Annotated in this window: 22 protein-coding genes and 1 pseudogene; 14 read left to right on the forward strand and 9 right to left on the reverse strand. The window is 43.8% G+C overall.

Going from position 1 to position 20,107, the window contains the following annotated elements; all coding sequences use genetic code 11:
* Nucleotides 1–112 precede the first annotated feature (112 nt).
* From DXA87_RS12835 to DXA87_RS12845, 3 genes and pseudogenes are all read left to right on the forward strand, one after another.
* Nucleotides 113–883 (forward strand): primase C-terminal domain-containing protein, encoded by a 771-nt coding sequence (locus tag DXA87_RS12835; protein WP_242998071.1) that lies wholly within the window; start codon nucleotides 113–115, stop codon nucleotides 881–883.
* Nucleotides 884–932: 49 nt separating this feature from the next.
* Complete coding sequence (locus DXA87_RS12840; protein WP_009905043.1) at nucleotides 933–1,628, forward strand: hypothetical protein; 696 nt, start codon at nucleotides 933–935, stop codon at nucleotides 1,626–1,628.
* A gap of 45 nt (nucleotides 1,629–1,673) precedes the next feature.
* Nucleotides 1,674–1,898, forward strand: a pseudogene (locus DXA87_RS12845) (hypothetical protein).
* 45 nt (nucleotides 1,899–1,943) lie between these two features.
* Here DXA87_RS12845 and DXA87_RS12850 read toward each other — a convergent pair.
* The gene (locus DXA87_RS12850; RefSeq protein ID WP_021364213.1) at nucleotides 1,944–3,236 is read right to left on the reverse strand and encodes a HAMP domain-containing sensor histidine kinase; all 1,293 of its coding nucleotides are present in this window, start codon (nucleotides 3,234–3,236) and stop codon (nucleotides 1,944–1,946) included.
* Nucleotides 3,230–3,916, reverse strand: a complete 687-nt coding sequence (locus tag DXA87_RS12855) for a response regulator transcription factor (RefSeq protein WP_025489606.1) — start codon at nucleotides 3,914–3,916, stop codon at nucleotides 3,230–3,232. The genes DXA87_RS12850 and DXA87_RS12855 overlap by 7 nt, the downstream gene beginning before the upstream one ends.
* A gap of 162 nt (nucleotides 3,917–4,078) precedes the next feature.
* On the opposite strand from DXA87_RS12855, the gene DXA87_RS12860 reads away from it, so the two are divergent.
* The 8 genes from DXA87_RS12860 (at nucleotide 4,079) to DXA87_RS12900 (ending at nucleotide 10,625) form a co-directional block, all read left to right on the forward strand.
* Nucleotides 4,079–4,573, forward strand: a complete 495-nt coding sequence (locus tag DXA87_RS12860) for a hypothetical protein (protein ID WP_025489607.1) — start codon at nucleotides 4,079–4,081, stop codon at nucleotides 4,571–4,573.
* An 11-nt stretch (nucleotides 4,574–4,584) separates the two neighbouring features.
* Complete coding sequence (locus DXA87_RS12865; protein ID WP_025489608.1) at nucleotides 4,585–5,808, forward strand: FtsX-like permease family protein; 1,224 nt, start codon at nucleotides 4,585–4,587, stop codon at nucleotides 5,806–5,808.
* 3 nt (nucleotides 5,809–5,811) lie between these two features.
* On the forward strand, nucleotides 5,812–7,257 hold the full coding sequence (locus DXA87_RS12870; protein ID WP_117504733.1) for an FtsX-like permease family protein: 1,446 nt from the start codon (nucleotides 5,812–5,814) through the stop codon (nucleotides 7,255–7,257).
* 13 nt (nucleotides 7,258–7,270) lie between these two features.
* Complete coding sequence (locus DXA87_RS12875; protein WP_003431891.1) at nucleotides 7,271–7,906, forward strand: ABC transporter ATP-binding protein; 636 nt, start codon at nucleotides 7,271–7,273, stop codon at nucleotides 7,904–7,906.
* 274 nt (nucleotides 7,907–8,180) lie between these two features.
* Nucleotides 8,181–8,621 (forward strand): hypothetical protein, encoded by a 441-nt coding sequence (locus tag DXA87_RS12880; protein WP_003431889.1) that lies wholly within the window; start codon nucleotides 8,181–8,183, stop codon nucleotides 8,619–8,621.
* A complete protein-coding gene (locus DXA87_RS12885) occupies nucleotides 8,606–8,839 on the forward strand; it encodes a helix-turn-helix domain-containing protein (protein WP_003431885.1) in 234 nt (77 codons plus the stop codon). Before DXA87_RS12880 ends, DXA87_RS12885 begins: the two co-directional genes overlap by 16 nt.
* Before the next feature lie 314 nt (nucleotides 8,840–9,153).
* Nucleotides 9,154–9,357: an excisionase gene (locus DXA87_RS12895; protein ID WP_002347229.1), complete on the forward strand. Its 204-nt coding sequence runs from the start codon at nucleotides 9,154–9,156 to the stop codon at nucleotides 9,355–9,357.
* A gap of 77 nt (nucleotides 9,358–9,434) precedes the next feature.
* Nucleotides 9,435–10,625, forward strand: a complete 1,191-nt coding sequence (locus DXA87_RS12900; protein ID WP_025489609.1) for a site-specific integrase — start codon at nucleotides 9,435–9,437, stop codon at nucleotides 10,623–10,625.
* Between the two features lie 328 nt (nucleotides 10,626–10,953).
* Here DXA87_RS12900 and DXA87_RS18460 read toward each other — a convergent pair whose 3' ends face one another.
* The 7 genes from DXA87_RS18460 to DXA87_RS12940 all read right to left on the reverse strand — a co-directional run bounded on the left by DXA87_RS18460 (nucleotide 10,954) and on the right by DXA87_RS12940 (nucleotide 17,545).
* Nucleotides 10,954–11,481, reverse strand: a complete 528-nt coding sequence (locus tag DXA87_RS18460) for a replication initiator protein A (RefSeq protein WP_242990620.1) — start codon at nucleotides 11,479–11,481, stop codon at nucleotides 10,954–10,956.
* Between the two features lie 3 nt (nucleotides 11,482–11,484).
* Nucleotides 11,485–11,757, reverse strand: a complete 273-nt coding sequence (locus DXA87_RS12915; protein ID WP_117470476.1) for a hypothetical protein — start codon at nucleotides 11,755–11,757, stop codon at nucleotides 11,485–11,487.
* Between the two features lie 422 nt (nucleotides 11,758–12,179).
* Nucleotides 12,180–12,761, reverse strand: coding sequence for a hypothetical protein (locus DXA87_RS12920; RefSeq protein ID WP_117504734.1), 582 nt, complete (start codon nucleotides 12,759–12,761; stop codon nucleotides 12,180–12,182).
* A gap of 204 nt (nucleotides 12,762–12,965) precedes the next feature.
* Complete coding sequence (locus tag DXA87_RS12925; RefSeq protein WP_117504735.1) at nucleotides 12,966–14,153, reverse strand: AI-2E family transporter; 1,188 nt, start codon at nucleotides 14,151–14,153, stop codon at nucleotides 12,966–12,968.
* Between the two features lie 34 nt (nucleotides 14,154–14,187).
* Nucleotides 14,188–14,835: a TrkA family potassium uptake protein gene (locus DXA87_RS12930; protein WP_117483337.1), complete on the reverse strand. Its 648-nt coding sequence runs from the start codon at nucleotides 14,833–14,835 to the stop codon at nucleotides 14,188–14,190.
* Nucleotides 14,836–14,855: 20 nt separating this feature from the next.
* Complete coding sequence (locus DXA87_RS12935) at nucleotides 14,856–16,196, reverse strand: potassium transporter TrkG (protein WP_117504736.1); 1,341 nt, start codon at nucleotides 16,194–16,196, stop codon at nucleotides 14,856–14,858.
* A 32-nt stretch (nucleotides 16,197–16,228) separates the two neighbouring features.
* Nucleotides 16,229–17,545, reverse strand: coding sequence for a hemolysin family protein (locus tag DXA87_RS12940; protein ID WP_117504737.1), 1,317 nt, complete (start codon nucleotides 17,543–17,545; stop codon nucleotides 16,229–16,231).
* 309 nt (nucleotides 17,546–17,854) lie between these two features.
* On the opposite strand from DXA87_RS12940, the gene DXA87_RS12945 reads away from it, so the two are divergent.
* The 3 genes from DXA87_RS12945 (at nucleotide 17,855) to DXA87_RS12955 (ending at nucleotide 19,972) form a co-directional block, all read left to right on the forward strand.
* Nucleotides 17,855–18,919: a DUF4118 domain-containing protein gene (locus tag DXA87_RS12945; RefSeq protein WP_181968545.1), complete on the forward strand. Its 1,065-nt coding sequence runs from the start codon at nucleotides 17,855–17,857 to the stop codon at nucleotides 18,917–18,919.
* Nucleotides 18,909–19,622: a response regulator transcription factor gene (locus tag DXA87_RS12950; protein WP_117470470.1), complete on the forward strand. Its 714-nt coding sequence runs from the start codon at nucleotides 18,909–18,911 to the stop codon at nucleotides 19,620–19,622. The genes DXA87_RS12945 and DXA87_RS12950 overlap by 11 nt, the downstream gene beginning before the upstream one ends.
* Before the next feature lie 107 nt (nucleotides 19,623–19,729).
* Nucleotides 19,730–19,972 carry a hypothetical protein gene (locus DXA87_RS12955; protein ID WP_117470469.1) on the forward strand — a complete coding sequence of 81 codons (243 nt, stop codon included), beginning with the start codon at nucleotides 19,730–19,732 and terminating at the stop codon, nucleotides 19,970–19,972.
* The last annotated feature ends 135 nt before the right edge of the window (nucleotides 19,973–20,107 follow it).

The raw sequence follows: 20,107 nt of genomic DNA on the forward strand, positions 1-20,107 counted from the left end.
CGGACAAGTGGTGTAAAAGTACCCGTAATATTCAAATAGTAAAATTCGCTCAATCACTACCAAGCCAGGTAAAAGTAAAGGGGCTATTTTTGCGTATCGCTCAAAAAAAAGCATGATTGGCGGACGTGGCGTTGTTCTGACTTCCGAAGAAGCGATTCACGAAAATCAAGATACATTTACGCATTGGACACCAAACGTTTATCGTTATGGTACGTATGCAGACGAAAACCGTTCATACACTAAAGGACATTCTGAAAACAATTTAAGACAAATCAATACCTTCTTTATTGATTTTGATATTCACACGGAAAAAGAAACTATTTCAGCAAGCGATATTTTAACAACAGCTATTGATTTAGGTTTTATGCCTACGTTAATTATCAAATCTGATAAAGGTTATCAAGCATATTTTGTTTTAGAAACGCCAGTCTATGTGACTTCAAAATCAGAATTTAAATCTGTCAAAGCAGCCAAAATAATCTCGCAAAATATCCGAGAATATTTTGGAAAGTCTTTGCCAGTTGATCTAACGTGCAATCATTTTGGGATTGCTCGTATACCAAGAACGGACAATGTAGAATTTTTTGATCCCAATTACCGTTATTCTTTCAAAGAATGGCAAGATTGGTCTTTCAAACAAACAGATAATAAGGGCTTTACTCGTTCAAGTCTAACGGTTTTAAGCGGTACAGAAGGCAAAAAACAAGTAGATGAACCCTGGTTTAATCTCTTATTGCACGAAACGAAATTTTCAGGAGAAAAGGGTTTAGTAGGGCGCAATAGCGTTATGTTTACCCTCTCTTTAGCCTACTTTAGTTCAGGCTATTCAATCGAAACGTGCGAATATAATATGTTTGAGTTTAAAAACATTTTAAAATACTAATTAGATTAGTTAAATGACTATTTGAAATAGTATTTTGAGGAGTGATTATATGTGTACAAGATTTGTTTACAATGGTATAGATAAAATTGTTGGTTTTAATTTTGATATTGACCTTTCTGTATGGGATCATACTGTAATTACCGAAGAAAATAGATTTTATATTGGTATTAAAATGCCTGACGGTCTGTATCATTCATTTCATGGGATAAATAAAAATGGTAATGTAGGAACACTTCTTTATGTTCATGGTAATGAAAATGCAAGGTATATAGAAAGCGAGGATTGTATTACAATATCTGAATTAACAGAAAAATTCATTAAGGCAGAGATTTCTTTTGATAAAGCCTTGGACATTGTTAAAAAGAAAAAAATTATTTATGCACCAGATGCTACTATGCAAGCTATGCTTTCTGATAAAAAAGGACGAGTTTTAATTATTGAACCTGGAATTGGGTATAGATATGAACAAGAAAATTTTTCACTTATTACAAATTATTCTATTCTAAAACCAGATATAACAAAGCCGTACATTGTTTCTGGGGATACAAGATACGAAGTGGCTAAAGAGTTATTGGCAGGATATGATAAAGATTTTTCAGTAAATGACGCATTTAAAGTATTAAAATCTGTTTCTCAAAAAGACTTGTGGGCAACTAGGGTTTCATTTGTATATTCTACAGAAAAAAATAAAGTTTATTATGTCTTGAACAATGATTTTAGTAATGTATTTGAATTTCAGTTTTAATACTAATGAATTTATAAATTTGCAATTATGATAAGAAAGGTTATTATGATAGGACTAAAAAAGCGAGATATAAAAAAAGCGTTGAAAGCTGGTGCAAAAGCTGGCGGTGTATCATTGGCTGATGTTCGGGCAGATATTGAAGCGACGATTGATGAAGCTATGAATAGCACCGCCCCAGAAGTGTAGGCAAATTTCAAAAAATATTTTGGTAATAAACGCCCTACCCCAGAAGAATATATTTACAAGATTACCAAAAAGACAAAGATTTGAAAAAAGGCTTGCTCCATACATAGTGTATGATCTGCAAGCCTTAATCTATTTCAGAGGAAATTTAACAGTAAAAGTAGCACCTCCACCAGCAGTATCATTGATAATGATAATACCGTTCAGCATTTGAGTTAATTCTTTGGCGATACTTAGTCCCAGTCCAAAATTCGATTTGTTCGTATGGGACTTGTCGCCACTATAAAATCGGTCAAAGATATACTGCTTATCTTCATCAGAAATGCCTTGCCCGTGGTCTACCACAGAAAAAGCAATATTTTTTTCGGTGGCGATTACTTCTATCTCTATTAAAGAATTATTCTTGGAATGTTGAATGGCATTATCCATAAAGACACACAAGATTTGAAATAATCGGTCTTTGTCGGTAAACATAGCAGGATAACTTTCCTCGGATAAATGCAGTTTTAGTTCTAAATTCTGCTTCATGCAGACGGGTTCGTAGGTTTCATATAACGTAATGAGCAAGGTATCTACATTGATTGTGCTTTTATGCAATGTCCATGTTTTAGCGTCGGAAGAAGCCAAAAGCAACATATCTTTGACTAAACGGGATAACCGCATACATTCAAAATCTATGGTCTGTACGGCTTGCTTTGCCTGCTCGTTTAAGGAAACATTATCAAGAAGCATATCCGTGTTGGAAATCATAACAGCAAGTGGAGATTTTAATTCATGGGACGCTGTTGCAACAAAATCTTTTTGGCTTTGCAGTATTCGTTCCGTTGGAGCAAACGACTTTTTCAGCAGATAACGGGTCAGCACGATAACAACGATACAAGCCAAAAACCAGATAAGAAGATATATAGGCAATGTTTTTTGTAAAATATCCGTCAAACTGGCTGTCTGATAAAGAAAGGTTGCATGATACACGGTATCATTTGCTGTCCTAATTGTAGCAGGAATAACAAAATAAGTATCGTGATGTGTTCCTCTTATTTCCAGAAAACCGCCTTGTGAAGTTGTGCTGTTTTCTATTTGTGATAATGGTTGTGTAGAAATCTGCTTTTCTACATCATGCAACAGATTGTCCGCAGAAGTTGGAAATGGGAAATCACTCTGATAAATGGTATTCCCCCTTGTATCAGTAATTAAAGAAAAAATATGATAACTCTCTTCGTAGGTTTTGAGTGCTTTGTCCATATCCGAAGAAGCACTTTCCACTTGATAAATCAGCAAGGTTGTCAATCTCTGAAATAAGGTGCTTTCGTTGATTTTCTCTGTATGAACTGTGTTCGCAACGACAAAGGAAATCACAAGGGTAATAATCAGCATAACAGAACTTGCAAACAGAATATGAAGTTTTCGGTATAAGTTATTTAACATGTTTCTTTCTCCAGTTTGTACCCTGCACCGTAGACCGTTGTTATTTTACAGGAACTTTTTAATTCTTTTAGGCGTTTTCGCAGAAAAGAAATGTAACTGTCTACATTGCCAGTTTCTACCTCGGAAGAACTGCCCCAGATTTTAAGGATTAGCTGTTCACGGGAAAATAGTGTTTCTGGGTTCTGCATAAATACAAAAGTCAACTCGGTTTCTTTTGAAGTTAATAAAAGAGAATTGACGGGTGTAGATAAGGTTCGGCTGTCTTTATCGAAAGTTAAATCTCCATATTCTAATTTGGAAGATAACTGGATATTGGCAGGGCGTCTTGTTAATGCCCGAACTCTTGCAAGCAATTCTTTGATATGAAATGGTTTTACTAAATAATCATCAGCACCGCCGTCTAAACCCTCAACCCGATTGTCAAGGGTACTCATGGCAGTAATGATAAGGATAGGAATAGAAATTCCTTTTTTACGCATAGATTTTATGATTGTCAAACCGTCAATAATCGGTAACATACGGTCTACAATGGCGAGGTCATAAGCATAGTCTGTATTTAAGGCATACAGCATAGCAGTTTCCCCGTCATTGCAACAATCAACCATATAGTTTTCTTTTTCCAGAGAAATTTTTATATTTTTACATAACTCTAAATCATCTTCCAGAAGAAGTATTTTCATAATGTATCAATCCTTTTCTATATAAATTATAGACAGTATAACAGAAAAGTCTGTAAAAATCCTCTAAAAAATGATGATGATTTTCTTACTTTTTTACAGGATTTTTAGAATGGTTTGCTTTTACAATAGGGGCATATCGAACAAGAAAGGTGGAATACAAAAATGAAAAAAACAAACATCAGTAAATTCATAGCAGTTGGATTATGTATCTGTGCATTGACGGGGTGTGGTGCAAGTCCAAATGAGAAGCCAGATACGTCTAATCCTATTGTCAATTCTAATACGAATGAAGAAAATACAAATGGTTCTTCAGAAAATAAAGGAAACGACATATTAGAGTCTGCTAATTTGAGAGGAAGTGTTTTGGAATTTACAGACAATGGTTGCTTGGTAAATCAAGCAAAAGATATTGAGGGTGGAGCTGGGATAAAAATAGAAGCACCGGGAATGGAAAATAAAGACAATGCTGTTTCTGTAACCTATAACCCAGATTGTGAATTTGTCATTGCCACAGTAAATGCACAGTCTGGTGTTACAAATGTAACAACGGGTTCTATATCCGATGTAAAAAAACAATCTGAAGTATATCTTTATGGAGAATTTGCAGACACACTTCATTTCAATGCAACAAAGGTTGTCATAGCCCGTTGGGAATAGAGGTGTGAAGTATGAAGTTTTATCAACTTGGTTTTCGCTATTTACAGCGAAAAAAAGGAAAAACCATTCTTTTGTTGATTGTTTTGATACTTGTAAACAGTATGATTTTAGGTACAAGCATGATTTTAAGGACTACAAATGAGTCCAAACAAGCCATGCAGGAAAAGACAAATTCTAAGATTGTAGCTGAAATTACAAGTAAGGACAGCAAGATAACAGAGAATGAAGTAAACAAGATTGAAACGCTGGAAGATGTTTCAGCTATCAACCGTATCGGCAGGCAAGATGTATTTCCAGCTAGTTTTGCTCCCGTTACGCTCAATACTTCTACGAATGAGGAAAATTTGAAAATAGCGTTGCTCTCCTATGATGATTTGGAAAAGGACAGCCCTTTTTCAGAAATGCAGTACCGCTTATCTTCTGGCGATTATATCAAACATGAGAAAAAAGGTGCTGTTATCAATGCGAACCTTGCAAATCAAAATGAGCTAAAAGTTGGAGATACGATTGAATTAAGTACAGAAAACGGAACAAAAGTATCTGTTCAAATTATTGGAATTTTCATGTCCGCAGGAAATGTGGAAAAAGACCAGCCAACAGAAACTACCGCAGTCAATCGAATAGAAAATCAAGTCTTTATTGACAACAGCACTTATAAAGAATTGTTCAAAGAAGCTGAATTTGAAAAACTCTGCGTTTATTCAAAAAGACCAGAAAAATTAGATGTGCTGGAAACCAGCTTGCAAAAAATATTCGGAAATGATGTAGAACTTAGCACTTCCGATACCCTTTATCAACAGATGTCTGCTCCATTAGAGCAAATCAGTAAGGTGGCAAATCTTATGCTGGTACTTACATTGGTAACTGGTACTGTTGTTGTTTCCCTGCTGTTATGTATGTGGATGCGGACAAGGCAAAAAGAGGTGGCAATCTTTATGAGCCTCGGCAAGACAAAAAGTGAAATTTTCCTGCAAACTTTATTAGAAGCAGGCAGTGTATTTACACTTTCGGTTTTAGGAGCAACAGCCATTGGTAAATTGTTCTCGGGCGTTTTGCAAAATGTCATTACTGGTTCAGAAACAGTAACAGAAAATCTGAAAGTGGTGTTGCAGATACAAGATATTGGAATGTTGTTCCTTTTAGGTGGTGCAGTTATTCTGGTGGCATTGTGCTGTTCCATTCTTCCGATATTACGAGCAAACCCAAAAGATATATTAGCGAAAATGGAGGGATAGTACATGAATTTTTTTGGATTGGCAAGGCGTTCTGTGTTCAGAAAGCCCATAAAAAGTATTCTCTTATTGTTGATTGTTTTTGCAATCAGTACCCTGCTTCTTGCAGGTGTGGCGAGCAAAAATGCCAGTATTGAGGTGCAGGACAAAACCAGACAAGCCATAGGTGCAGGCTTTCTTTTAGAAAGAAATGCAGAGTACCGAACAAAACGAGTTCGTGAATACTCAGAAAAGATTGGTAATGATAAGGAAGGTAGTTTTGGTGGCTACCATCAGGAAAAAGAGATTATCAATGGTGTGGAGACTTGGTCAGGCTGGACAACAAATGAATTTGAAAGCTTAGATATAAAAGACATTGAGAAACTGGCAAAAACAAAAGGAATTGCTGATTACAATATTACAACAGCAACAACTCCTGTAAACCCTGTAAATTTCAAAAGAATTGAAGATAAAGATGTAGACCAAAGTGTAGATGAGGGAGGTGTAAGCTTAATTGGAAACAAAGATATGAAACTTGACAGAAATGTTTTATCTGGAAACCTGCATATCAAAGAGGGGCGAATGATAACCCCAGAGGATAAAGATATGTGTGTCATTTCAGAGGAACTTGCAAATCAAAATAATCTGAAAATCGGCGATAAGATTTCTTTTAATGATTACCACGATACTGAAAATTCAAAGGTATCAGAAGCTGAGATTGTTGGAATTTATCAAGTGGATCAAAAGATGTCCCCACTTATGCAGGGAGATACTTACCGTTCGGAAAATGTAATATTTACAGATTTGAGATTTCCAGAAAAGGCAGAGGGTGAAACAAGTCCATTATATGAAAGAGCCTATTTCAAAGTAGAAGATGTGGAAGCTTACGACGAAGTAAAAGAAAATCTGCAAAAAGTAGACATCAACTGGGGGCAATATGATTTGATTGACAATAACGGAAATTCCGAAACCATGTCCTCAAACTTCAATGATTTAGCAAAAGTAAGCGAAATGATGATATTGGTAATCTCTGTTGCAAGTTTTGTTATCCTTGTTTTAGTATTTCTGTTCTGGCTGAAAAATCGAGTGCAGGAAGTCGGCATTTTCTTATCTCTCGGTGTTCCGAAATTCAGAATTATCGGGCAGATTTGGAGTGAAGCGATTATGATTGCTGTTCTTTCCCTTATGCTATCCTTTGCTGTCGCTCCTGCCGTTTCCAAAGTAACTGCAAATTATCTGGTATCACAGCAGGTTCAGCAAATGCAGGAAGAAGAAAAAAATAACGAGGGAAAAGTATCCACAGAATATGTTGCACCAAAGCAGGACGTGCAGAATATCAGCGTAGAGGTTACGCCAGAAATGTATCTGTTGGACGGAGCAAGTGTTCTTGTGTTGATAACGGCTTCTGTTCTGGTATCTGGAATTGTAATACTAAAGAGAAACCCGAAAGATATTTTATCGGAAATGAGTTAGGAGGACGACGAAAATGTTAGAAGTAAAGAATGTAAGCTATGCTTACAAAACAAAAAAAGATAAAACCATTTTGAATAATGTATCTGCTACTTTCGAGGAGGGTATTTTTTATACTATTGTCGGTCCGAGTGGTGCAGGAAAAACAACACTCTTATCGTTGTTAGCAGGCTTAGACACAGCGGTAAAAGGGACTGTCCTTTGCAATGGCGAGGACATTACAAAAAAAGGGCTGAATTACCACAGAAAGCATAATATCTCATTGGTATTTCAAAATTATAATCTGATTGATTATTTGACAACGGTTGAAAATGTCAAATTAGGTGGTAGTGGAAATGCTGAAAAATTATTGGAAGAAGTCGGCATTGGAAAAGAATACTGGCAGAGAAATGTATTGCAACTATCTGGCGGACAGCAACAGCGTGTAGCGATTGCAAGAGCATTAGCCAGCGACGCTCATGTACTTTTGGCAGACGAACCGACGGGAAATCTTGACGAAACTACCGCTGATGAAATCATTGCTTTGCTGAAAAAGACTGCACATGAATTAGGAAAATGTGTTGTTGTGGTTACACACAGTAAGCATTTGGCAGAAGAAGCCGACGAAATCTTAGAAATTAAAAACGGTGCAATTTCTTTTCTGTCTGATTAAATTAGAATAGTGCCGTAAAGGAGTTGTCATTATGGAATATTTTAGATATACCTCGACGCAATCAGTTTGAACCTAACGGCATTTTTATAACAACTGAATATAGCACAGTTTTAAAAGCTCGTACAGACTATATGTTTTGTGCGGGCTTTTTTCATGCCAGAAAAAAATTTTTTAAAGTTTTTTCGATTTTGGTTACGCTGTCCCCCACTTTCAACGCGGTATATATGAAAAGGGGCAGACACCTCTTTTCGACTAGCGAAAGGAGGTGAGGAAAATGAAACCGTCAGAACTACAAGAAAAAACCTGTCATCAATTCGATTGTGCTATTAAAACAGTTATACGTCATAGAGCGATTGACTTCTATCGAGCGATACGTCGTTCAGAGAAAAAAGAAATGCCATTCGCCGAAATTATGGACGACCTCTTAAATTCCATAGGTACAGAAGATACATATTCTACGGATTATGTTGCGGTATTTGAAGTCTGTGGAGAAAAAGTATCAATCGAAGATGAACAACTGGCTCGTGCATTGAAAGCTATTGAAGAACGAAAGCGTAATATCGTTTTACAGTATTTTTTCATTGGCGACACGGACACTTACATTGGGAAAATGCTTGACTGTTCCAGAGCGAATGTAACGAAGTGCAGAATACAAGCACTAGACAAGTTAAAGCAACTGATTGAGGAGGAAAAAGAAAAATGCCAAAAGAGCTGACACCGACTTTCACGGTTATTTCCAAAGCCTGCGACGGCGACGAAACAGCAATTTCAAAAATCTTGGAATTTTATGACCCATATATCAATCAGTGCTGTATGCGTCCGTTTTACGACGATAACAACAACTTACGTCTTGCGGTAGATTTGGAAATGAAAGGTTTTATCAAAGAAGCGATTATTCGTAAAATCTTAAACTTTGATATTAAACGCTTCTAATTCATATTGGGATTGATTATGCCCGTCTGGTCTTTGACAACTGAATAAAGCAGACAGATACGTTTGTGAGATAGCAAGCCACGGGGACTGTACGCCATGACCTTTCCAAAAGAAAGCGAGCGACCCACGCAGTGATCCGAGAGCGACTGTTGGAATAGTCGTTTTGCCACGACCTATCCTCACAGAATAATGATACGTCCGCATGGTGCGGTTCTGCCCACAAGAATGGGAATAGTTGAGATACTAACGGAGCTTTCCAAAGCCGTTTGTCTGCTTGTAAAAAAATGACACACAGTAAAGGGGGTGCATAGATTATGAACAATACTGATGTGCCTATCTGGGAAAAATATACGCTGACGATTGAAGAAGCGTCTAAATACTTCCGTATTGGCGAAAAGAAATTGCGTAAATTAGCCGAAGAAAATCTTGACGCTGGCTGGGTTATCGTGAACGGTAATCGTATTCAGATTAAGCGAAAACAATTTGAAAAAATCATAGATACATTGGACGAAATCTAATGTCATTGAGCCGTAGATATGGTATAATATTAGTAGCGTATCACGGCTCATTCCATGACGGAAAGGAGCTTTACACTATGTCTAATGTGAAACGAAAAGACAGTAAAAATCGCAATTTGCGTAATGGAGAGAGCCAGCGAAAAGACGGAAGATACGTTTATAAATATACCGATATATACGGAAAGCCACAATTTATCTATTCTTGGAAACTTGTACCGACAGACAAGACACCTGCTGGAAAGCGTGATGATATATCGTTGAGGGAAAAAGAAGCACAGATAAAAAAAGACCTTAACGACGGTATCGACACAGTCGGCGGTAAAATGACAGTCTGCCAGCTCTACGACAAGAAGAACAGTCAAAGAAAGAACATCAAAAGGGCTACTGAAAAAGGACGACAGTATCTTATGAACGCTTTGAAAAATGACCCATTAGGTATGAGGGCGATTGATACGGTTAAGCAGTCGGACGCTAAAGAATGGGCTATCAGAATGAGCGAAAAAGGATATGCCTATAAAACGATTGATAACTATAAACGTTCCTTGAAAGCGTCATTTTACATGGCAATACAAGACGACTGTATCAGAAAGAACCCATTTGAATTTAAGTTAAGTGATGTTCTGGAAGATGATACCGAACAGAAAGTTATCCTTACACCAGAGCAGGAAGAACACCTGCTTGCCTTTATGGAAAAGGACAAGATTTACAGTAAGTATTATGATGAGGTTGTGCTTCTGCTGGAAACGGGACTTCGTATTTCTGAATTTTGCGGACTGACGACGCATATTGATATGCAGAACAGAATACTCAATATAGACCACCAGTTATTGAAAGATAGCGAAATGGGCTACTATATTGAAACACCAAAGACCAAAAACGGAAAACGGGAACTTCCATTGACAGAACGGGCTTATCAAGCAATCCAAAGAATACTAAAGAACAGAGGAAAGGCACAACCGCTGATTGTAGGTGGTTACAGCAATTTCCTATTCCTAAATCGTGAGGGCTTGCCTAAAGTTGCAGGAAACTATGAGGGCATGGTGCGAGGACTGATTAAGAAGTATAACAAGTATCACACGGACAAGTTACCGAACATCACGCCACATTCATTCAGACATACTTATTGTACGAATATGGCAAACAGAGGAATGAACCCAAACACTCTGCAATATCTCATGGGACACGCTAACATAACCATGACACTTGGCTATTATGCACACGGCACATTTCAATCTGCAAAAGCAGAACTGGAAAGGCTGGCTTGTTAATATCGGAGCTTATATTTACTACTCATTTACTACTTTTGGTTGCATTTTCATGCTGGTAAATGCCAGCTTATGCAAGGTATCTTCCGAAAAGAAAATACCGATAAAGCCCTAAAATACGGGATATATCGGCATTTACCAACTTATGAAAAGATAATCAGAAATTTAGTAAGTTTTTATTTTAAAAAATTATAAACGAAGTAGTCTCTAAAAGCGCATTTCCCCCTTACCCCATAAATTTGTTGATTTTCAAATCTATGCAGCTGATTTTATTTTCATCTGTTTGTTGTGGAATTTATAAAGATTGTGTCCCAGTGAAACAAGGTATACTTCAAGTTGAACGGATTTTATCCCTCTTCGCACAATCATTAGTATTGGCAAAGCCCTGCTTGCGCCGAACGATCAAGCCGCTGTACTCTAGTTCCCGGAAGATTCGTGTGGCGCTCTGGCGGCTGCGGTGGAGCTTTGTCTGCGCCTGCTCCAAGGTGAAGTACAGCCGGATGGTGCCGTCCGGCTCGACGTAGCCGTTCTGCCGGGAAATGCTTGCCCTGTCCAGCAGCAGCTCCCAGATCTCGGCTTGCCGCGCTTTCAGCTCGGCAACGTCATCCTCGTAGCAGCGCCCGGTGCTGTTGATGCGGCGGCAAATCTGGTTGACGTTCGAGGTGACGCGGCTGACGGCGGCAGTTAACTTTTTCTGCTCGGTGTAATCGACCTTGATGATGTACCCGTCGAGCAGCATTTTCCGGGCGTAAACCCCGAAGTTGTGCGTCCCCAACTGCCGCATCTTGTGCTGAATGAGATTCAACTCCTGCTCGTTGAGGCAGATTTCCTTGCGGATGGGTCGCGTGCGGTCCGGCATGACTTACATCCCCCTCAGCATCAGGTGTCTGTTATCTCCCTCTTCCCAAACGTCCAGATAGCACATATCGTAAAGCTCCATGAGCGTGCGGAAGATTCGCTCATCCGAAATGTTATCTTTCAGCAGTTTGTTCAGTTCGGACAGCTCAAAGGCTTCTTTGCCGAAGGAACAGAGGATTGCGGCCAGACCCTTGGTATCGACAGAGAGATAGGGGTCTTGCAGCAGCTCCGTGGGGACGGTGGTCTTGTCGGAATAATCGTAGTGCATGATGTTCATTGTGGTTCTCCTTTCGATTTTGAAAAACTTTGTTTGAAGGGCGGCTTGGATGGATTGGTTTCCCTTTCTCCATCCCGCAGACAATTTTTGGCCGTTTGTCAGGTGGCGCGAAAAAATTTTGGTCGTGCAGAAGGTCCTCTATATAACCAACGGACATTTTTTCTCAAAAACTTGGCACCCTTTTTCAAAAAACTTTTCTTGCCCCTGATCCTCCCTCTACTGAGCTAAGTGAATCAGAGACCGGTTTTGTCCCAGATTTCTCAAAAAAGTTTCGAGGACGGTGAAATAAATTCTGTGAGCTGCTCCAAATTGCCCTTTCTACTTTCCAACGGACAAAATGATGCGGGGCGTCACGGTTTTGTCATAACAAGGGCAAAAAAAGAAGCGCCTGCCACTACGACAAGCGCTTGGATTTGCATCAGTTATTCGAGCAAATCCTCTATATCCCTTTGATCGTATTCAGTTTTCTGCATCAGCCGACAGACACCATCTGCCTCATCCCGCTGCTGCAAAAGCTGGGCGAACGCCCGATAGAGCGCGGCCTGCCGCCGCTCGACCACGCCGCGATTCTGCTGCATGGCATCCGCTGCTTTGCGGATGGACAGCCCCTCGGAAAAGCGTTTCCGGAAGAGGTCGGCGTATTCATAGTAGGTTCTGCTGCAACGGATGGTGCGCTCCGCGTACTCGTCATCAACATAAGTGAAGGGCTTGCTCTTAGGCTCCGGAAAGCCATCCTCATACACCTCGCGGACGGTGCCTTCGTCGATCTCGCGCCGGGTCTGACGGACGTATTTATCCCGCAGCACACCATCGACTTTGACCTGCTCGCAGAAGGAGGCGTAGCGGATGAGGTAGTAATGTTCGTTGTCCTCGCGGGAAAAGCTGGCATCCTTGCAGACCACGATGGCCTCGCCGGTGTCGATGTCCTTGAGCACCCGGATGACGAAAATCGGCTTGCCGTCGTAGCGCTTGTAGTAACCGGCAAATACGCGTCTCTCTGCCATACGCAGCCCTCCCTTTGGTGATTTTCCTACAGTATACCACAGATCACGCCGAAGGAAAAGCGCAGCGCGGGGATGGGGAAACTGAGATTTGGGAGAATAGCAAGCACAGCCGCTGTCCGGACACGTGGCGATTTTGGGATAATCCCAAGCCCTTTGCATTTGGCTCGCAGCCTTATATTCAGGAGGCAGCCGATCATGAATCATTCAGTGGTTGGTGCTTGCTTTCTTCATGAACTCCAGATAAAGACTGTACAACACAGCACAGACGGGTACGCTGAACAGCATCCCTAAGACGCCGAATGCTTCGCCGCCGATTGTAACAGCCATCAGCACAAGCAGTCCGGGAAGCCCAACGGACTTGCCGACCACCTTGGGATAAATCAGATTGCCCTCCACCTGCTGCAAAATGAGCAGAAAGAGAATGAACCACAGAGCCTTGCCGGGTTCTGCCAGCAGGATCAAAAACGCGCCAAGACCGCCGCCAATCCATGCGCCAAAAATCGGTACCAGCGCAGTAACGGCCACAAACGCGGAGACCGCACCAGCATACGGAATCCCAAGGATCAGCATTCCAAAGAAGCACAGAACGCCGATGATGACCGCTTCGGTAAGCTGTCCGCTGACAAAATTTGTAAAGGTTTGGTTGGTCAGAAAGGCAATACTCAGAAGCCGCTGTGCCTTCTTTTGCGGAAGGACTGTCACAATGAGTTTTTTCAAATGTGCTGCGACGACTTCCTTCTTTGCAAGCAGATACAGCGCAAAGACAAGTCCCAAGAGAACATCCACCAAAGCCGACAGGACAGAGGTTGCCGCGCCCCACGTCACGGTGAGGATGCCGCTTCCCTCATCGCTGATCAAGGCGGTGACCTTCTCGATCAACAGGTCGGAGTCTATGGCGTATTCGGGCAGGACAATGTTATATTTTGCAGCAAACCGGACAACGCCTGTCCACCACCGCCCGATTTCCTCCACATAGGCCGGAATGTTTTGAATAAACTCGTCGCCGGACTCCCGCAGGCTGGGGATCATCATAAACACCACAGCAAACAGAATCCCAAGAACGAGCACGGTGCTTGCGCTCAGGCACACAGGGCGGGTCAGCTTTTCAGGAGCCCTTCGGCACACCTTGTTCCAGCAGCATTCCAACGGTCGAAGGACTATGTTAATCAAAAACGCAATTGCGCCGCCGATCAGAAATGGCGTGAACAGCGCAAGCACCTTGCCGAGAAAACGCAAAACAGCGTCAAGGTTTACCAGTGCCCACGCAAATACAATCAGCAGCACCAATGCGCGGATAATGTAACGAATAATCGCCTTGTCCGGCCATTTGCGTTCCTGCGGCGCGGAATCCTCATTTCTGTTACCGGCTGTGTTTTGCGGTTTCTTCGCCATGTTTCTTCCTTTCCACTATTGTGCACAGGCCCATTCAAATCCGAAAGCACTTTTGCAGCGCTTTATACTCACCCATTGTCAGAATCGTTATGTCATCGGACAATACAGTGTCCGGCGTAACGGAAACATCCGTTTTTCCTGCACGCTTGATGCCGAGGATATTGATGCCGAACTTTCGGCGAACATCCAGTTCTCCAACGCTTTTCCCGACCCACGCCTCTGGCACCTGAACTTCAAAGATGGCGTGCTGCTCGTCGATCTCTATATAGTCAAAAATATGGTCGGCAGTGAATCGAATCGCTGCCCATTTTGCCATCTGCTTTTCGGGATAGACCACGTTATCTGCGCCGTTGCGGAGCAGAAACTTCGCCTGCACGTCGCGTTCGGCGCGGGATACCACGCATTTTGCGCCCAGCTCTTTCAGCAGCGAGGTGGTTTCCAGCGAGTTCTGGAAGTTGCCGCTGATGGTCATAAAGCAAACATCAAAATTCCCGATGCCGAGCGAACGCAGGAACTCCGCATTGGTGCTGTCGCCGATCTGTGCGTTGGTGACAAACGGAAGCACATCGTTGATTCGCTCCTCGTTGGTATCAACTGCCATGACCTGATGCCCCAGTTGAGAAAGCTGCATGGCGATATGCCGCCCAAAGCGACCTGCTCCAATCAATAAAACATTTTTCATGGGATAGACAACTCCTTTACTTATCCAATCGTAATTCTTTCCTGCGGCAGCTTTGCATTGCCGCTTTTTTTGCTGGACACCGCCGCATAAATGAGCGTCAGTCCGCCGACCCTGCCCAGATACATCAGCGCGATCAATACCGCCTGCGAGGGAATGTGCAGCTGCGGCGTAATACCCAGAGTCAGTCCCACGGTGCCCACCGCCGACGCGGTTTCATATAGGCAGGGGGACAGCGGAAGATTCTCATACACGCTGATAAAGACGGCTCCCCCAAAGAACAGCGCAAGGTACATCGTCAGAATGGTCGCAACGGTTTTGACGGCACCGCAATCGACTCTGCGCCCAAAGAATTGGGCGCTGTCCCGCTGACGGAAGGTTGCGGCAGCATTGGCAAGCAGAACTGCCAGCGTGGTGGTTTTCATGCCGCCTGCCGTGGAGCCGGGAGAACCGCCAATGAGCATCAGAAGAATCATCATGCCCTGCGACGCACCGGACATTGCGGATAGATTTACCGTGTTGAAGCCCGCCGTTCTCGGCGTGACCGATTGGAACAAGGCTGCCTGAACCCGCTCTCCGCGGGGAAGGGCATCAAAGTCCACAAAGAAGAAAAACAGTGCCGGAAGGACGATCAGCACGAGTGTTGTAACGAGAATGACCTTGCTCTGCATTCGATAACGGTGGATGTGCAGCTTGTTTTCGCAAATGTCATCCCACGTTAAGAATCCGATGCCGCCGGTTATGATCAGCAGCATGATCGTGATATTGATCACCGGATTTTGGACGTAACCGGTAAGGGACGGATACAAGTTGTTGTTTGTTCCCAGAATGTCAAACCCTGCGTTGCAAAAGGCGGAGATGGAGTGAAATACCGCCAACCAGATCCCGTGCCATCCATAGTCGCGGCAAAACACCGGCAGCATGGCAAGCGCACCGATCAGTTCGATCAAAAGTGTTCCCCGCAGGATGAACCGTGTCAGCCGGACGATCCCTCCTACCTTCGGCGCTGAGATGGCGTCCTGCATGGTGCTGCGCTGCATCAGAGAGATCCTTCGCCCGGACAGCAGTGCAAACGATGCCGCCACGGTGACAACACCAAGCCCGCCTATCTGAATCAGCGTCAGGATCACCGCTTGACCAAAGGCCGACCAATAGCTGCCGGTATCCTGCACCACAAGACCCGTTACACAAACAGCGGAGGTCGCGGTAAACAGCGCTTCATTGAACGGCGTTACACACCGAGCTGTCGCAGAAATTGGCAGCATCAGCAGCAGCGCGCCCAGCAGGATCACCCCTGCAAAGCCCAATATGATGATCTGAAAAGACGAAAGACGACGCTTTCTGCAAACCATTTCTTCTGACATCTTCCTCACTCCTTGTGAATCGTGCGATGGATTTATTGTGCGCAGGCCAAACATACGCCGCATCGCCTGACTGTGACAGAGGATACCCGATATGCGCTCAGCCCGGAGACTGTGATCTCCAAATTTTGTGCGGTGATGGAGTCTCCCTTGATGGGGGCTCTATTGAGCTGCTCCATGACCCATCCGCCAACGGAAACGCTGTCCGATTCCAGCTTGACATCAAAGAATTCCATAAAATCCTCCAAGCTGACGGAGCAGTCCACGCGGTAGGTATTCTCGTCCAGCTTTTCAAAATCTTCTTCCACCTCGTCATGTTCGTCCCAAATTTCACCGACCAGTTCTTCAATCAAATCATGCATTGTAACAATGCCGGTCAGACCGCCATATTCGTCCAAAACAAAAGCAAATGTAGTATGCGTCTGCTTCATGTTCCGAAATAGAACATCGGCTTTCACCGTTTCCGGTACAAAGTAGGCCAGTTCCAGCGCTGAACGCATAACCTTCTCCCGACTTCTGTCCTTTTCTCTCAGATAAACCTTTGCATTCAGCACGCCCACAACTTTGTCAGGGGAGCCGTCACAAACGGGATACCGTGAAAAGTTGCTGCTGCATATGATTTTCTCCCATGTGTCGTCTGTATCCTCCAACCAAAGCATGATCAGGTCTGTGCGATGCGTAAGGATTTCTCTGGCCGATAGGTCGTCAAACTTGAACACGTTTTGTATAAAATTCTGCTCATCTTTATCTATCGCCCCGGTTTCACCACCTGTTTCAACCATCATACGTATATCTTCTTCGCAAATATGTGTCTCTGATTCATCAGGATCGACACCAAGCATTTTCAGCACGGCATTTGTTGAAACGGATAGCAGCCACACAATCGGCTTAAACAGGATCGAGATTCCGCTGACAATACCCGACACCTTAAGCGACAATGCCTCCGCTTTTTTCATGGCAATTCGCTTGGGAACCAATTCTCCAAAAATCAGCGTGAAGTAAGAAAGAACAAGCGTAATAAAAATTACGGACAAAGTATCCAGCGTGTTTCGGGGCAGCGTCACGCCGAGACCGATAAGCCAATCAACAAGCGGGTCTGAAAAGCCATCGGCTGCAAATGCACTGCCAAGAAAACCGGACAATGTAATAGCAATTTGAATTGTAGACAGAAATTTCGCCGGTTCTTTTGTGAGCTTTCTCAATCGCCTTGCTTTTTTGCTTCCCTGTTCGGCAAGGCGATTGATTCTCGATTCGTTTACAGACAATACAGCCAGCTCTGCACTGGCGAACACGGCATTTAATGCAATCAAAATAATCTGTATCAGCAGCAAAGATGCAATAGAATAACTCATATAAAACTCCTTTATGTTCTGTTCGTATTATCGTACCAAGCAAAAAAAGACACGCCTATACCCGATACCGCAGCAAAGGGCGTAGATATGCGACATACGAACAGACCATATAAGAGCGGTTACCGTTGTCGTCGCTACTGTCGTTTTCCACGGTTTTCTTCCTTCTTTTTGCTATGTGCTTACATCATAGCATTTCTCCGGTGTAGATTCGGTAAAGAAACAAGTGCGGCGCAATATCCCCCTGTGAGAAATCTTGAAGCGTTTCCGTTTCTGCGGTATAATAATGTCGCAGTATCGTACAGGAGAAACATGATGAAGAACCGTCAACGACAAAAGGATATTTTATTTTCAATCATTATTTTTGGCAGCGCCTTTGCCGTCAATTTGCTGATTCAGAAGCTCTTTACCACGCAGACGCTGGTGCCCATGATCTTTGTGTTCGGTGTGTTTCTGATCTCGCTGAAAACGCATGGGTATTGCTATGGCATCACTTCGGCTATCGTCAGTGTGTTTGCGGTGAATTTCGCCTTCACCTATCCCTATTATGCCTTCGACTTTTTTGTGGAGGAAAGTATCCTGTCCGCCGTCATCATGCTCATCGTCGCCGTTTCCACCAGTACTCTGAACATTCGCATCCGCGATCAGGAGAAGCTGCGCTCAGAAAATGAAAAGGAGAGAATGCGGGGCAATCTGCTGCGGGCAATCTCCCATGATCTGCGCACGCCCCTCACCTCCATATACGGGTCATCCTCCACGCTGATCTCCAAGTATGACGCGCTGCCAAAGGAGCAGCAGCTCAAGCTGTTGGGAGAAATTCAGGAGGACAGCGAGTGGCTCATCCGCATGGTCGAAAATCTCCTGTCCGTCACAAGGATCGACGGTGCAAAGGTCGAGGTTGTGAAGACGCCGACTGTTCTGGATGAGCTGATCGACTCGGTTCTCATGAAGTTTTCCAAAAAGCATCCGAACCAGAAGGTCATCACGCAGATACCGGACGAGTTTGTGGATATTCCCATGGACTCGCTTCTCATCGAGCAAGTGCTGCTGAATCTTCTGGAAAACGCTGTATTCCATGCAAAAGGCATGACGGAGCTGATGCTTTCCGTTTCTCTCGTGGGAGACAAGGCGGTATTTGAGGTCGCCGACAACGGCTGCGGCATTCCGGAGGATGCGCTCCAAAAGATTTTCAGCGGGAGCTATGAAAAGTCCGCCGCGCCGGTGGACGGGACACGCAGCAATATGGGGATCGGGCTATCTGTGTGCGTTGCCATCGTCAAAGCGCACGGCAGTGACATTACCGCAGAAAACAGAAAGGGCGGCGGTGCGGTATTCCGCTTTGCGCTGGAAAGAGGGGGTGAGGACGATGGGCAATAACAAGTACAAGATCCTGATCGTAGAGGACGAGGCCAACATCCGAAGCTTTATCAAAGCCAATCTGGAAACCAGCGACTATCAGGTGCTTTGCGCGGAGACCTGTGCGCTCGGCATAATGATGTACGCCTCCCATCGTCCGGATCTCATCGTTCTGGATCTCGGCCTGCCGGATCGGGATGGTTTGGACTTGATTCAGAAAGTCCGGGAATCGGACACCGTGCCCATCATTGTGCTCTCCGCCCGTTCCAACGAGCGGGATAAGGTGGAAGCCCTGGATCTGGGGGCGAATGATTATATCACCAAGCCCTTTGGCACGGAGGAATTGCTGGCCCGTATCCGCGCCGTTCTCCGCAGTCATCGGCACAGTGAAGAGGAAGAAAGCTCCCCCGGCGGAAAATTCCACCTTCAGGATCTGCTGATCGACTATGATACGCGGCAGGTCTTTGTTGGCAAAGAGGAGATTGACCTGACTCAGACGGAGTACAACATCATGGCGTTTCTCTCCGTCCATGCGGGAAAGGTGCTGACGTATGCCGCCATCATCCGCTCGGTCTGGGGGTATTCAGACTATGGCAGCGTCAAGAAGCTGCAAGTCAACATGAAGAACATCCGCAAGAAAATGGGCGTGACGCCCGGTGAAAAGCGCTACATCATCAATGAGCTTGGCGTCGGATACCGGATGCTGGCGGAGGATGAGGCATAGCGCTGCCAAAGTTCTGCGCCGCTTGACAGGCGTGGTACAATATAAATGAGCTTTTTCCGTTTCTATACCAAACGGAGAAGGCTCATTTTTTGTTTGGAGGATCAAAAATGAAGAGAACATTCAGCACGGAGCTTGCCTATGTATTCGGCATCGTATTTGTCGCGCGGGGCGTTGTCCTGATGGAAAAGGCCGACTTCGGCGTTTCCATGGTGGTCGCGCCTGCATACCTTCTTTACCGTTGGCTGTCTCCCGTGTGGAGCTTCGTCACCTTCGGCATGGCGGAATACTGCTTGCAGGCTGTGCGCGCTGATCAACGGCTATGTCATCGGGCGATTCTCCGCGTTCTATGAAGAGCACTGGACATTTTGCGACCGCTTCCCATGGCGGAAATATTTCGCACCGGACACTGCGACGCAAACGAACGCAGAGTGAAACGCCTTGTATCTCTCCACGCCGGTGCGCAGATAAAAAAGCTGCCCTGCTTG

The organism is Desulfotomaculum sp. OF05-3, from assembly GCF_003435535.1.
Classification (GTDB): domain Bacteria; phylum Bacillota; class Clostridia; order Lachnospirales; family Lachnospiraceae; genus Pilosibacter; species Pilosibacter fragilis.

What these genes read in the sequence shown, in the direction of transcription:
- DXA87_RS12835 (WP_242998071.1), top strand. Translation starts at nt 113, where the DNA reads ATGATTGGCGGACGTGGCGTTGTTCTGACTTCCGAAGAAGCGATTCAC.
- DXA87_RS12840 (WP_009905043.1), top strand. Translation starts at nt 933, where the DNA reads ATGTGTACAAGATTTGTTTACAATGGTATAGATAAAATTGTTGGTTTT.
- DXA87_RS12850 (WP_021364213.1), bottom strand. Translation starts at nt 3,236, where the DNA reads ATGTTAAATAACTTATACCGAAAACTTCATATTCTGTTTGCAAGTTCT.
- DXA87_RS12855 (WP_025489606.1), bottom strand. Translation starts at nt 3,916, where the DNA reads ATGAAAATACTTCTTCTGGAAGATGATTTAGAGTTATGTAAAAATATA.
- DXA87_RS12860 (WP_025489607.1), top strand. Translation starts at nt 4,079, where the DNA reads ATGAAAAAAACAAACATCAGTAAATTCATAGCAGTTGGATTATGTATC.
- DXA87_RS12865 (WP_025489608.1), top strand. Translation starts at nt 4,585, where the DNA reads ATGAAGTTTTATCAACTTGGTTTTCGCTATTTACAGCGAAAAAAAGGA.
- DXA87_RS12870 (WP_117504733.1), top strand. Translation starts at nt 5,812, where the DNA reads ATGAATTTTTTTGGATTGGCAAGGCGTTCTGTGTTCAGAAAGCCCATA.
- DXA87_RS12875 (WP_003431891.1), top strand. Translation starts at nt 7,271, where the DNA reads ATGTTAGAAGTAAAGAATGTAAGCTATGCTTACAAAACAAAAAAAGAT.
- DXA87_RS12880 (WP_003431889.1), top strand. Translation starts at nt 8,181, where the DNA reads ATGAAACCGTCAGAACTACAAGAAAAAACCTGTCATCAATTCGATTGT.
- DXA87_RS12885 (WP_003431885.1), top strand. Translation starts at nt 8,606, where the DNA reads ATGCCAAAAGAGCTGACACCGACTTTCACGGTTATTTCCAAAGCCTGC.
- DXA87_RS12895 (WP_002347229.1), top strand. Translation starts at nt 9,154, where the DNA reads ATGAACAATACTGATGTGCCTATCTGGGAAAAATATACGCTGACGATT.
- DXA87_RS12900 (WP_025489609.1), top strand. Translation starts at nt 9,435, where the DNA reads ATGTCTAATGTGAAACGAAAAGACAGTAAAAATCGCAATTTGCGTAAT.
- DXA87_RS18460 (WP_242990620.1), bottom strand. Translation starts at nt 11,481, where the DNA reads ATGCCGGACCGCACGCGACCCATCCGCAAGGAAATCTGCCTCAACGAG.
- DXA87_RS12915 (WP_117470476.1), bottom strand. Translation starts at nt 11,757, where the DNA reads ATGAACATCATGCACTACGATTATTCCGACAAGACCACCGTCCCCACG.
- DXA87_RS12920 (WP_117504734.1), bottom strand. Translation starts at nt 12,761, where the DNA reads ATGGCAGAGAGACGCGTATTTGCCGGTTACTACAAGCGCTACGACGGC.
- DXA87_RS12925 (WP_117504735.1), bottom strand. Translation starts at nt 14,153, where the DNA reads ATGGCGAAGAAACCGCAAAACACAGCCGGTAACAGAAATGAGGATTCC.
- DXA87_RS12930 (WP_117483337.1), bottom strand. Translation starts at nt 14,835, where the DNA reads ATGAAAAATGTTTTATTGATTGGAGCAGGTCGCTTTGGGCGGCATATC.
- DXA87_RS12935 (WP_117504736.1), bottom strand. Translation starts at nt 16,196, where the DNA reads ATGTCAGAAGAAATGGTTTGCAGAAAGCGTCGTCTTTCGTCTTTTCAG.
- DXA87_RS12940 (WP_117504737.1), bottom strand. Translation starts at nt 17,545, where the DNA reads ATGAGTTATTCTATTGCATCTTTGCTGCTGATACAGATTATTTTGATT.
- DXA87_RS12945 (WP_181968545.1), top strand. Translation starts at nt 17,855, where the DNA reads ATGATGAAGAACCGTCAACGACAAAAGGATATTTTATTTTCAATCATT.
- DXA87_RS12950 (WP_117470470.1), top strand. Translation starts at nt 18,909, where the DNA reads ATGGGCAATAACAAGTACAAGATCCTGATCGTAGAGGACGAGGCCAAC.
- DXA87_RS12955 (WP_117470469.1), top strand. Translation starts at nt 19,730, where the DNA reads ATGAAGAGAACATTCAGCACGGAGCTTGCCTATGTATTCGGCATCGTA.